Here is a 12505-nt window from a genome sequence, read left to right on the forward strand (position 1 = left end):
CTAATGGTTAATCATTGCGCCAAATCTTATATCCGACCTCTCGCATTGCTCTGCCGAGCAGGTGGGAGGCGACTGGCGCAGTGAGAACGATAAACAACATCGTACCGATAACCCGAGAGATCACGGTAACTTCAGGGAGTGAGAAAGCGACCGCTAATAACAAGCAGCTCACTCCGACAGTTCCAGCTTTGGTAGCTGCATGCATTCGGGTATACAAATCAGGAAGCCTCAGGACACCTAGACTTGCAACCAAGGTCAACAATGTTCCTAAGCATAAAAATAGTCCAATCAACACGTCCATTATTCTTTCTCCTTTCTTTTAACGATCAAACGTGCAAATGCGATCGTGCCGAGAAATGCAACCAAACCTAATGTAATGGCGATATCTAACAGAGCGTCCTCACCGCTGTCTAAGGTGTAAACCGTAATAAATCCGATAGTGATAAATGAAATCAGATCTAACGCCACCACTCGATCAGCTAGCGTTGGTCCTAGAATTAAACGAGCAAAAGCCATAACAAAGCTGAGTAGTAGCCCAGAATAGGCAAAAGTGACCGTTATTTGCAGCCAACTATCCACGCGTCACCTCCAAAATTCGATGCTCTAACCCATCTTTAATTCCGCGAATAACCTCTTCATGTTCAGGTGCAAACATGGCATGAACGATAAGATACTTTTTATCAGCCGTAACATCCAAACTAAGCGTGCCCGGTGTTAAAGAAACCATGTTCGCCAGTAATGTGATTTCTAGATCAGAATCGACCTCCAGAGGGACATAAACGATATCAGGCTGACTCAAATGAGTAGGTGTCACGACGTCCCACACCACTTTCGCAACCGATATAACCATTTCATAAGCGAAGTACACCAATAACTTCAATGCAGATGCAAAACGTTGAAAATAGCTCGTTTTCAATCCAAATGGTTGACTCAACCTTAAAGCAAAAAAGCCGACCGTAAATCCGACAACAAAATTCAGACTCGAATAGCTGCCATTAAGCATCATCCACGCTAACGCTAAGAAAAAATTGAGGAATAGATAGATCATGCATTTCCTCCTAACACCACTCTGATGTATTCAGTCGGATTTAACAGTTGTTCTGCAGCTTGAACGGAAAATTGATAAAAAGGCTCCGCCACTAAGCCAATGATTAGCGTCAACGTTGTCAATACAATAATTGGAACGCAGTACAACCAATGTACTTTGGCCTGCAGAGTCTGTTCTGGCTTCTCTCTAAATGGCTTTTTCCAAAATGCCTCACTCCAAATTTTCGTCATCGAGTAGACAGTAAGCAACCCCACCAATAACGCGGTACCTGCTAACCAGTAATACTCAGCCTGTATGCTCGACTTGATGACCAATAGCTTTCCCCAGAAACCCGATAGCGGTGGGAAACCGGCCAGAGAAAACGCAGGGACAAGAAACAAGAACGCTAACCAAGGCATAGCTTTGTATACCCCACCCAAATGTTCAAGTTGACTAGAGCCATATTTGCGCTCGATGAATCCACCTATTAAGAACAAATTCGCTTTTACAATGATGTGATGAACAATGTAGAAAATGGCACCGGCTAAAGCTAAGGGAGTGTAAATAGCCAACCCCATGATCATATAGCCTATTTGGCTAATAATATGAAAAGAAAGAATTTTCTTAATGTCGAATTGGCTAGCCGCTCCTAAAACGCCCGTTAACATGGTTAGCCCTGCGACCCAAATTAACGTCGGTTGCCAACCACTCTCGGCGAGCGGAAATACCAAGGTAAAGACTCTTATCAACGCGTATACACCGACTTTAGTAAGCAACGCGGCAAACAGTGCCACCACACCGCTTGGTAACGTGTGATAAGAAGCTGGCAACCAAGCAAATAAAGGAAAGAGTGCCGCTTTAATAGAAAAGGCAAACAAAAATAGCGCGGACAGCATCATGTTGATGCTCAATTCATTTTCCCCTACTTTGGTGTAGAGATCGGCCAAGTTCAAGGTGCCCGTTGCGCCATACAATAAACCGATAGCAAGCAAAAATACCAGCGTCGAAATCAGGTTCAACATCACGTACTTTACTGCACCATCAACTTGAGTTTTCGTTGCATCTAACACCATTAAACCAAATGATGAAATGAGCATGACCTCAAACCAAACATACAGATTAAAAATATCTCCAGTCAGGAAAGCACCATAAACGCCAGCAAGCAACACGTGCATTAACGCATGGTAATTGCTATAGGAGGGCTTTCGGTGAAGGTCCGCCATCGCGTAGAAAACACATATCGCACCAATCACCGCCGTTATCATCACCATAGCAACGCTGAGGTAATCTGCGACAAACACGATACCAAATGGCGCACTCCACTGACCAAAAGCAACGGCTTGAATACCATTACTTATGATGTTTTCTGTGAGAAAGCCCGCAACGAAAAGGTTCGAAATCGCACTTACACCGCTCAACCACTCAACACTTTTTGTTGAGCGACGGACGAAGAAGATAGTCAACGCCGTACTCAGCGAGAGAACAACCGGTAACGTAAGCAAAATCGAACTCATTGACCCTCCTCAGAACGTTGCATTTCATCGACGTTTGCAGTTCCAGTGTCTTTATAAGCTCGATAGAACAGCATTAAAGCAAAAATAAGTAGTCCAAAACCGATGACTATCGCAGTTAAGATAAGCGCTTGAGGTAAAGGATTTGCCGCGCTATCTGGTGGTAAAAGAGCATTATCGCCAATCAATGGCGGCTCTCCGGGCGTCAGCCTTCCAGCGGTAAAAATAGCAAGGTTAACCGCACTACTGAGTAACATGATGCCGAACAAAAGGCGCAAGATATGCTTTTCAAGCATTAAATAAACACCTGCTGCGACAAATACTCCAACGACAACACTCCAGACTATTTCCATCACTCTAGCTCCTCATTAATACGAAGCAGCATACCCATCACGCCACCTATAACGGCAAGGTAAACACCAACATCAAAAACCAATGGCGTCCCTAGTGGTATCACGTCTTTCCACCACAGTCCGGTCAAAAACGGTTTATCAAACGCAAAGCTCAAAGCACCAGAAACTAAGCTCAATGCGATGCCAGATAACGCAATGAGAAACGGTTTGAAATACAACCTAGAACGAACGTATTTCGGTGATTCCGCGAACATGAGAAGTGATAAACCAATAACGGCAATCAACGCACCAATAAAGCCACCACCCGGTTCGTTATGACCACGTAACAACAGATACACTGAAAATACGAGCATGAGTGCCGAAACAATGTGTGCCGTGGTTGCAAAAATTAATGATTGGATACGATTTTGCTTTTTCGCTCTTGTCTTAAGCAAACTCACTGCAGCAATCCCTGCAATAACAACGACAACAACTTCTCCCAATGTATCAAATGCGCGAAAGTCGACCAGAATAACGTTAACAATGTTTCGCCCATGTCCACCCGGGACACTGTTTTCTGCAAAGAAATCTGACACCGAAGAGTCCATCGGCTGAGACGTGATTCCTAACAAAAGTAAAGTAACCGAAACACCTATCACACCTGCTATGCAAATATTCGCTACTTTACGTTTTATTGAATGCTTAGGCACGGTGGTTAGACGTGGCATATGACGCATTAACAATGCAAGAAAGACCACCATTAATGTTTCCACTAACAGTAAAGTCTTCGCAACGTCCGGGGCGCTATAAATCATAAAAACAAGCGTGGTCATGAAGCCAATCATACCAAGCGCAGAAATCGCAAGAAGTCTTGCGTGGGACAACGTACATACGAGCGCAGCACCAATCAACAATAAGGCAATACCAATCTCATAGAAAGTGACACTTGAAAGTTCGCCAACCAAAGGCAGAGGAATAAGCGCTACCTGACTCAGTAACGCAACGGCAAGTACCGTGAAAAATAATAGGACATAGCGACTCAATTTCTTTTGCTGTAACCGCGCCGTTTGCCACTTCGCCACTGTCATCATGCCATCTAATAGTCGTTCAAAAATATTCTCCGCTTTGGGGACGAATAGATGTAGCCGCTGAAAAAATGCAGACACAGTAGGATAAACACGGTACACCACATACCCCAACGCTAGCGTAATAACGCTTAACACTAACGGTACATTCACGCCATGCCATAGTGATGTCTCTTTAAGAGTTGCTGTGGGCAGAATGTCAGCAGAGCCCGGAAAAATAATATTGCGATCTAACCAATTCAAACCGAATAACGGAACTAGGAGGCTGCCAACTGCCAAGAGCAAAGGCGAGATCCACATGGCTTTTTTTGTCTCAACTGGCTTAGTTTCAATCGGCGCGAGATCACGGCGAGCAAAGAATGGTCTCGCAATAAGCATAATGGTTAGCGCGACCATCAGTATATTCACGATTAAAAGTACAAAGGCGATCCAGTTATTGAGCTCTACTGCGGACTTGTACATGTATTCTTTGCTCAAAAAGCCTAACAACGGCGGGAACCCCGCTTTAGACAATGCAGCCAAACTCCCCGCAACCATGCTGATGACGAGAACTGACTTCAGGCCGTACAATTGATCAATATCTCGTGTTCCTGTCGCTTTGTCGATATTACCCACCACCATAAACAGCGCAGCTTTATAGAAAGAGTGAGCGAGAATAAACATCAATACTGCACTAACGGCCAAATCTGTGCCCATACCTAGTAATAATGTTAATTTACCCAAAGCAACATTCGTGCTGTAGGCTAGCATCAGCTTCAAGTCAGTTTGTTTTAATGCGACAAATGTGCACCAAATGGCCGTGATACTCCCAGTGATGACTAAAGCATAAAACCAGATCTCGCTGTGGGCATAAACTGGCGATAAACGTGCTAATAGGTAAATGCCTGCCTTTACCATTGTTGCCGAGTGTAAATACGCACTGACCGGAGTGGGAGCTGCCATCGCGTTAGGTAGCCAAAAATGAAACGGGAATTGCGCAGATTTAGTAAATGCACCGAGTAGTATGAGCACTAGAGATGGGATAAACCATTCATGCTGCGCAATAGTGTCTGCCTGCTCGATAATGGTATTTAGCTCATAACTCCCTGCCATTGCTCCCAGCAAGATAAGACCAGCTAGCAACGCTAGTCCACCAGCACCAGTAACAATCAGCGACTGCAAGGCGTTTTTCCGAGACGTTTTATTTTCGTGATTAAACCCGATCAGTAAATAAGAAGTGATGGTGGTGAGTTCCCAGAAAACAAATAACAACAGAATGTTATCGCTCATCACAATCCCTAGCATGGCAAGCATGAATAGGGTTAGATACAAATGAAAGGAAAACCGGCTATCACTTTCTCGTAAATAAGCCAAAGCGTAGATTTGAATCAGTGCGCCAATCCCACTGATCAGTCCCGCAAAAAGAAATGAAAGACCATCTAATCTAAAGCTAAGGTTGATATCGAGGCTTGGTATCCATTCCGCATTCCAGCTCACGCCTGCAGGAGTATAGATATAGAAGAGAAAAGAGAAGATTAAAACTGGCAGCGCAGGGAAAATCAGTAAGACCAACTGATTATCTAGGTTTTTCGGCAGGTTTTCTTTACCCGTTATGTTATTCAACATCGCAGCCCATTCGTTATTATAAGAAGGTACGCGCTATTCGGCGCAAATGACAAACTCCACTGTATTGTTTTAGCCCAAGCGCTTCAAAAACGATCATGAAACCAAGGGAAAAGTAGCAAACAGTAATCACTGAGTGCTACTTAGAGGAACGCCGATACAAACCGCTATTTGCTGTCTGCTACGGCATAAGAACGTAGGTCACTACTTACGTGTTCTTGGCTGAATGTATATGGATTATCGTCATCAGCTAACTCGAATGCATCGTAGGTGCAGTCACCGATATCATTTCTCGGACAAACATAAACATTCGAACGTTCTATCATTTCTGTGTGGCATTTCGGGCATAGGTTTTTCATGTCACTCTCCTCTGATAACTTATTGATACATTGATAATTCCATGTTCTAGAGATCCATCTCCCTCCTTTACCTAAAACATCACTTAAACCCAACTTTGTTACACCCCAATTACTGAATCGGTGAGACAAAACCATCGGGCTTAAGAGCGACCAAACTACAGTTAATCGATTGCAAAATATTTTCAGCCGTATTACCAATGACATAACCAGATATACCAGTCCTCGCTAAGGTACCCATGACCAACACGTCTACCTCAATACTTTCTACGTAATCTGGAATCTTTTCGTCGGGTTTTCCATGAAGGTGGTGAATCACAATTTCACCTGTAATCCCAGACTCCTCCAACAGCTGTTGCAGAGCTTGTTTATGATCGGCTTTTGCCTTATCGAGTTCATGTTTCAACTCAGCATCATCGACTTGAATCCAAGCGTTACCATTAAGGTAGTTTTCTAAGTAATACTCCCAGCAAGAAATCACGTGTAAACGACTATCGCAGGTGTCGGCTATCGAACGCGATAATTCGAGTAAGCGCACGGCTAATGAGTGCTGTTCATCGCTTGCCGTTAATGGGTCGATAGCCACAGCAACACGGCGTTTATCTCTTGGCTTATCAATTGGTCGGTGCAACCAAAGCGGACAAGGGCATTTTCGTAACAGAGTCATATCAATAGCTTTGAAACCCTCAGCACCTTCACCGAGCGGTTCAGCTTCTTTGATGATGAGATCTTTGTTATCAGCTAATGCTTCTTGAATAATACAGACAGCGGGCTTTTCACTGCTTTTCACAGTAAGAGGAAATGCGAGATCCTCTTCAGAGAGTCCCAGCTTCTGTCTATATTCGTGAATACTTTGTTTGAGGGAGTCTTGCAGCGATTGCTCATAACTTTGCTGATACTGGATCATGTCTGTTGGGAAATCAGGACACGCTATTAGCCCTGAGACAGGCACTTTGTTGCTAGATGCAATCCTCATCGCTTGTTCGAGGGCGTCACTATGGCCTGGCAATCCTTGTGTTGCAAAAAGTATGTTTGCGAATCGTTTCATACACACCTCCTTGTTTGGTTAAATATTAACCACCCACAAAGTATAATACCTAACGGATAATTGTAACGGCTTGTGACGTTGATGAAATCAATTCTCATTAAGAGACGGATATTGCTTCATTTTGTTTTACGTCACACTCTCCTTTCTTCACAACTATCGCCTTCGACCTAAATAAATTCCGCTACCTAAAGTTGAGACCAAATAAAAACCCAAATTACTCAAAGTTTTTTCTCACCTTGAGTAACTTGGGTATAAGCAATAACACACTTAGTGTCCGGATTTAAATGGATGACCTAAATTTTCACGCAACTTAGTTTAAAGATGCCATCTCAATCACGAATCGATATGCAAAGTTTTACGGCTTTAGTGACCTAAAATCGCCGTAACTCAATGTTAAGGTTGTTGTTTTGTCGGTGCCAAAGCAATTTCACGAACACATACACCTTGCGGTTGCTGATAAGCAAACAGCACTGCGCGTGCGATGTCATCTGCGGCCAACACACCGCCCATATCCACCTTCCAGGCGTCATAACCATCTTTAATATCTTGAGACGTTGTATGTGAAAGTAATTCCGTTTCCACTGCACCAGGTGCAATCGTGGTAACGCGAACATTTGATGACGCAACTTCTTCACGTACGTTTTCAGAAATAGCATGAACCGCAAATTTGGTACCGCAATAAGCAGCATGATCAGGGAATGTTTTCTTGCCCGCAATAGAGCTGATGTTAATGATCGTACCACTGTTACGTGCTTTCATCGGTGCTAGGACGGACTGCATGCCATTGAGCAAGCCAATTACGTTCACATCAAACATGCGCTTCCACTCCGATGCTTCCTGAGTATCTATCTGACCGAGAAGCATAACGCCTGCGTTATTTACAAGTGCATCTACCGGACCATACAACGCTTCAGCTTTCTCTATTGCAGCCTCGAAAGAAGCTTTGTCGGTCACATCTACCTTTTCACAAAGCGTATTTGGTAAGTTTAATGCTTCCAAACGTTCTACACGTCTTGCTAACAAAAGAAGAGCATGGCCCTGGTCACTGAAGTGACGTGCAATCGCTTCACCAATGCCTGAACTAGCGCCTGTAATAACAATTAACTTTTTCATTTTGAATCCTTAATCGAACGGTTTACATCAGTGGCGGTAAGTTTAAGAAAACTTTGTTTGTTGATATATGCCGCCCTAGTTGAAACACTGTTGTTATACTGCAACAATACTTTTTTGAATTATGAAGAAGTCATCATGCAAACACACATCAACCTTGCGGATATTCGCTCTTTCGTCCTAATCGCTCAACTAGGAAACTTCACGAAAGCAGCAGAGCAACTTGGCGTTTCTCGCTCACACGTTTCACGTCAAATAACAAATCTGGAACAACAGATTGGTGTCACTTTGCTACAAAGGACCACTCGAACACTGAACCTCACCGAAGCAGGCAAGGTTCTGTATAAACAGTGTGAAACTGCCCTTCACAATATTGATCAAGCTGTTATGGCAGTGGTTGATGATGTAGAAGACTTAAGAGGTGACATTCGTATCAACTGTGTGGGGGGCTATTTAGGAGAAGACGTTGTCGCAGATATCGTTGCTCAGTTTCTAATCCAACACCCACAAGTGAGCATTAACTTAGATTTTAGCAGCCATCGTGTCGATTTAATCGCGGATGAATTCGATATCGCTTTTCGAATGGGAAAGTTAGACGACTCCAACTTTATCGCTCGCAAACTGATCGATGTGGAAATGGGGACATACGCAAGCCCAAACTATTTAGAAACATATGGCTATCCTTCACATCCAAAGGACTTAGAAAAACACGTTTGTTTGACAGGTAGTGTGACACGGTGGGCATTTGAGAACACGAATACGAAGCAGTCAACGGAACACCAGATACGTGGACAGTTACGATGTAAGAGTGGCAGAGTAATGATAAAAGCAGCCTTGGCGGGAAATGGCATCATCCGTGTGCCAGCACTTTATTGTCAACAAGAACTCCAGACAGGCAAGCTAAAAGAAGTGTTTACCAATTGGAGCATTCCGAGTGTGGAATTTTCACTCCTTTATCATCACGACCGACATCAACCAAAACGCATCCGAGCCTTTGTTGATTTTACTACGCAATACTTTCGCAAACTGCAGAGTAAAGACAAGTAACCTGCACGTTGGTACCTGTCTATGTATGCTTTATAGGCTGAGCCTGTGAACCTGGGGTTTGTTCTAGAAAGAGTGTGAGCATTTTGACGCTTAAGGCTTGGTTTTCATAAACGTCAGAGGTGTTTGTCCAGTTTGCTTTTTGAAAAATGCAATAAAAGCACTGTCTGACGAAAACTCCAGCCAATCGGCAACTGCGCTGACTGGCATGCCCGTTGATAACAATTCAACTGCTTTTAAAAGCCTCCACTGTTGCCGCCAATCTTGATAGTTCATTCCCGTTTCCGACTTAAATAATCGTGTTACCGTCTTGGTGCTTGCCCCAACTTTGCTTGCAAGAGTAGTAAGCGAAGGAGCTAGAAATGAAGGTTCAACCAACTCTCGACGAAACGTTGTTAAGCGCCGATGTGATGGCAAAGGCAACTGAAACGAATAACGTTTCGCAGCATAAAACTCCTCCCAAAAAAGCGCCGTCGTATTTACCATCTCGCTGCTAGGCTTATCCCACTCCCAAAATGACATTTTATCAATAAGAGCTTGGAGTAAATTATTCACTTCTATCATCGTGATCTTACTCGGACAGGCAAACTCCTCACAATCAAAATACAAAGATCGATACGCCACCACATTCGTCAGTAGTGCGCGATGCGGCGTATTAGGTGGGATCCAAACCGCCTTTGTCGGTGGCAAAATACAAATCGAGTCTTCCAGAGCAAAACTCATACAACCTTGAGGTGCGTACAATAACTGCCCTTTCTTGTGCATATGTATACCTGAGTCGTGCTTGCCAATATCCGCAGCAATTCCCACTACACAATTAGAAATTTTGTCTGCATCAAATTGTGTTTTTTCGTTAATAAGCGCCATTTTGTCCGAATGTTGATGTATTTGGTTTTTATGTTGTTATTAGATCAATCATAGCCTCATTTATACTGCCCGCCAACTTCATTAACGATGGGTAACAATATGAATACTAAGCCCTCCTTATGGCTCATGCTGGTTATGTTGATGTTTCCGCAAATTGTAGAAACTATTTATAGCCCAGCGCTGAGCTCAATCGCTCTTTCATTTGATGTAAACCACGCACAAGCAGCCCAAACATTGTCGATTTACTTCCTAGCTTTTGCCATTGGCGTTGTAGTTTGGGGAGTTCTCGCAGATAAACTGGGAAGAAGGCCCACCATGCTTATTGGGCTCTTTATCTATGGTTGCGCATCTTTACTCGCAACTCAAACCGAAAGCTTTGCTGTTGTCATGACCGCGCGAGCCCTAAGCGCATTTGGTATCGCGGTAGGATCCGTTGTCACACAGACCATGCTTCGTGACGCGTTTGACGGTCAAGAACTGAGTAAAGTCTTTAGCTTAATGGGGATGGGTATATCAATCAGCCCGGTAGTTGGCATGCTATTAGGCGGGCAGCTTACAGCGCTTGGTGGATACCGTTATGTGTTTTTTGCCTTGTTTTTAATCGCGTTAGTATTGCTCTCTTTTAACGTTATTAAGCTTCCTGAAACACAGAAGGAACAGACACCAGTACGGTTGCATCAACTTAGCTGGAAAATGGTAAGAGACGCGCGAATTTGGCGCTCAGGATTACTGGTTGCTTTGTATAACATTGCTCTATTTTCTTATTACCAGCTTGGCGCATTTACTTTCTCAGCACTTGGGTATAACTCCGAACAATTTGGATACAGTGGCATGGTACTGGGGTTAGGCACTCTGCTTGGAAGTTATTTAAACAAATCCCTAGTGTCCAAAAATGTTCGAAAAAGCCAGCTACTTTGGTTCTCAGCAATATTGATTAGCGTTGGATCAGTCGGTGTGTTGATTCTGAACCAATCAATCTGGTTTGTTGCTCCAATGGTGTTAGTCGTCATGTCTTATGGGATTGCGATACCCAACATACTCAGTGATGCACTCGTTAATTATAAACAACAGGTTGGCAGCGCAGGCGCTTTATTTGGGCTCATGTACTACATCATGATCGGGACGGGATTAGCGATGGCTGGAACAGTACAAAACTTAGGTGTCGTTCTATTATCATGTAGCTGTTTAGCGATTTTATTAGCGTTTTCTAAAAGGCAAGTTCATACCAACTTGTGACCAGATACTACGCATTGCTTGCCTAATCTTCCGAAGATTGGTCTACATCTTTTCTAACGGTTAACTAAAACGTAAGTAAATTACCACCTTCTAAAGAAGGTGGCTTTGTGTGAGCCCCCTAAAAGGGGGCCTTTGTTTAGTCCAGCGCCAATTGCTGCTGCTCTACTCGCTCTTGCTTCTCTTGATGTCTTACATATCGGCGTATTATTTCTTCATTGATTCCAACACTATCGACAAAATAGCCTCTTTGCCAAAAGTGATTACCCCAAAGCCTGTTCTTCCTAAGGTGAGGAAACTTGCTAAATAGCTTTAAGGCTATTTTGCCTTTCAATACCCCCATCAACTTGGATATCGAAAGCTTTGGTGGGACCTTTACAACTAAATGTACGTGGTCAACTTGTACGTTTAGCTCTACGACTTCACATCCAAGTTGATTACAGTAAACATAAATACATCGATAAACTTCTTTACCTATATTGTTCTTCAAGATCCTAAATCGATACTTTGGCGTCCACACTATATGGTATTGACAACGCCAAAATACGTGGGAAGCTTGATTGTATCTACTCATGTTATTTGTCCTCTTTGACTTCTGGAAAAATCAAAGACGCATTTAGCATGAGTAGTTTTACAGGCAAAGCCGAAACGGATGATAACCACCTACTGAAGTAGGTGGTTTAGGGCTGAAAATAAAAAGCGCCTGTCGGCGCTTTAATTATCCATAGATCTTATTGCCATGTTGGCTCGCCAAACTCTTCACAACGTTGCTTGTCGTAATTTTCAATGCGCCCGCGTTTACCTACAAACTGAACCTGAACAACCATTCCAGCTTCAACATATTCACTGAAATAATCGCAAGAAACACGAAAACTAGTATCGCGTATCACAATTGGTACCCATTCATAGCCGCCGCTGCGTGGTAAGTAAGACTTGAAGGTAATGACCCCGTCATCTGAAACGTTGATTTCTTCATCATATTCATTCAACTTATAAAAACGTTGTCCATCAAACTCTGCCTTTGCTTTTTCAATTATTTCCTTCGTTGCTGTCGATTGCATCGGCGTATTTGACACCAGTTGACACCCAACAATAGATGTCAATACGGACAAAGCCAAAGCGAGTTTAGTTATTTTATTCATTTACCTAACCACTGTTGAATTATTCAACACTTACCATTTTAAAAGGAGGGAGACCATACTTTATTTTAAAGAAAATAAAAAGCGCCTTTCGGCGCTTTTTATCTGAACATTTCTTATCCAAACGTCTCGAGTAGATTTTCTAGAAAAG

General features: G+C 43.2%; 14 protein-coding genes. 2 read left to right on the forward strand and 12 right to left on the reverse strand.

Annotated features, from left to right (window positions below):
* Positions 1–7: 7 nt before the first annotated feature.
* From mnhG to J4N43_RS21130, 9 genes are all read right to left on the reverse strand, one after another.
* The gene (mnhG, locus tag J4N43_RS21090; RefSeq protein ID WP_005373314.1) at positions 8–301 is read right to left on the reverse strand and encodes a monovalent cation/H(+) antiporter subunit G; all 294 of its coding nucleotides are present in this window, start codon (positions 299–301) and stop codon (positions 8–10) included.
* Complete coding sequence (locus J4N43_RS21095) at positions 301–579, reverse strand: cation:proton antiporter (RefSeq protein WP_005373317.1); 279 nt, start codon at positions 577–579, stop codon at positions 301–303. The genes mnhG and J4N43_RS21095 overlap by 1 nt, the downstream gene beginning before the upstream one ends.
* On the reverse strand, positions 572–1048 hold the full coding sequence (locus tag J4N43_RS21100; protein ID WP_005373320.1) for a Na+/H+ antiporter subunit E: 477 nt from the start codon (positions 1046–1048) through the stop codon (positions 572–574). Before J4N43_RS21100 ends, J4N43_RS21095 begins: the two co-directional genes overlap by 8 nt.
* A complete protein-coding gene (locus tag J4N43_RS21105) occupies positions 1045–2541 on the reverse strand; it encodes a Na+/H+ antiporter subunit D (protein ID WP_053349220.1) in 1497 nt (498 codons plus the stop codon). The genes J4N43_RS21100 and J4N43_RS21105 overlap by 4 nt, the downstream gene beginning before the upstream one ends.
* A complete protein-coding gene (locus J4N43_RS21110; RefSeq protein WP_017633704.1) occupies positions 2538–2891 on the reverse strand; it encodes a Na+/H+ antiporter subunit C in 354 nt (117 codons plus the stop codon). The genes J4N43_RS21105 and J4N43_RS21110 overlap by 4 nt, the downstream gene beginning before the upstream one ends.
* Positions 2891–5560, reverse strand: a complete 2670-nt coding sequence (gene mbhE / locus J4N43_RS21115; protein ID WP_141135669.1) for a hydrogen gas-evolving membrane-bound hydrogenase subunit E — start codon at positions 5558–5560, stop codon at positions 2891–2893. Before mbhE ends, J4N43_RS21110 begins: the two co-directional genes overlap by 1 nt.
* Before the next feature lie 164 nt (positions 5561–5724).
* Positions 5725–5916 carry a hypothetical protein gene (locus J4N43_RS21120; protein WP_005373328.1) on the reverse strand — a complete coding sequence of 64 codons (192 nt, stop codon included), beginning with the start codon at positions 5914–5916 and terminating at the stop codon, positions 5725–5727.
* A 109-nt stretch (positions 5917–6025) separates the two neighbouring features.
* Positions 6026–6961, reverse strand: coding sequence for a universal stress protein (locus J4N43_RS21125; RefSeq protein WP_005373330.1), 936 nt, complete (start codon positions 6959–6961; stop codon positions 6026–6028).
* A gap of 393 nt (positions 6962–7354) precedes the next feature.
* The gene (locus J4N43_RS21130; RefSeq protein ID WP_053307575.1) at positions 7355–8074 is read right to left on the reverse strand and encodes an SDR family oxidoreductase; all 720 of its coding nucleotides are present in this window, start codon (positions 8072–8074) and stop codon (positions 7355–7357) included.
* A gap of 135 nt (positions 8075–8209) precedes the next feature.
* Here J4N43_RS21130 and J4N43_RS21135 point away from each other — a divergent pair, with 135 nt between their 5' ends.
* Positions 8210–9118: a LysR family transcriptional regulator gene (locus tag J4N43_RS21135; RefSeq protein WP_005373334.1), complete on the forward strand. Its 909-nt coding sequence runs from the start codon at positions 8210–8212 to the stop codon at positions 9116–9118.
* A gap of 90 nt (positions 9119–9208) precedes the next feature.
* Here J4N43_RS21135 and J4N43_RS21140 read toward each other — a convergent pair whose 3' ends face one another.
* Positions 9209–9982 (reverse strand): AraC family transcriptional regulator, encoded by a 774-nt coding sequence (locus J4N43_RS21140; RefSeq protein WP_053349222.1) that lies wholly within the window; start codon positions 9980–9982, stop codon positions 9209–9211.
* 99 nt (positions 9983–10081) lie between these two features.
* Here J4N43_RS21140 and J4N43_RS21145 point away from each other — a divergent pair, with 99 nt between their 5' ends.
* Positions 10082–11218 carry a multidrug effflux MFS transporter gene (locus J4N43_RS21145; RefSeq protein WP_053349223.1) on the forward strand — a complete coding sequence of 379 codons (1137 nt, stop codon included), beginning with the start codon at positions 10082–10084 and terminating at the stop codon, positions 11216–11218.
* A 136-nt stretch (positions 11219–11354) separates the two neighbouring features.
* On the opposite strand, the gene tnpA is transcribed toward J4N43_RS21145, so the two are convergent.
* A complete protein-coding gene (tnpA, locus tag J4N43_RS21150) occupies positions 11355–11789 on the reverse strand; it encodes an IS200/IS605 family transposase (protein ID WP_017633711.1) in 435 nt (144 codons plus the stop codon).
* Positions 11790–11946: 157 nt separating this feature from the next.
* The gene (locus J4N43_RS21155; RefSeq protein ID WP_033906420.1) at positions 11947–12357 is read right to left on the reverse strand and encodes a hypothetical protein; all 411 of its coding nucleotides are present in this window, start codon (positions 12355–12357) and stop codon (positions 11947–11949) included.
* Positions 12358–12505 lie beyond the last annotated feature (148 nt).

Source organism: Vibrio sp. SCSIO 43009 (assembly GCF_023716525.1).
In the GTDB taxonomy this organism is placed as follows: Bacteria; Pseudomonadota; Gammaproteobacteria; order Enterobacterales; family Vibrionaceae; genus Vibrio; species Vibrio alginolyticus.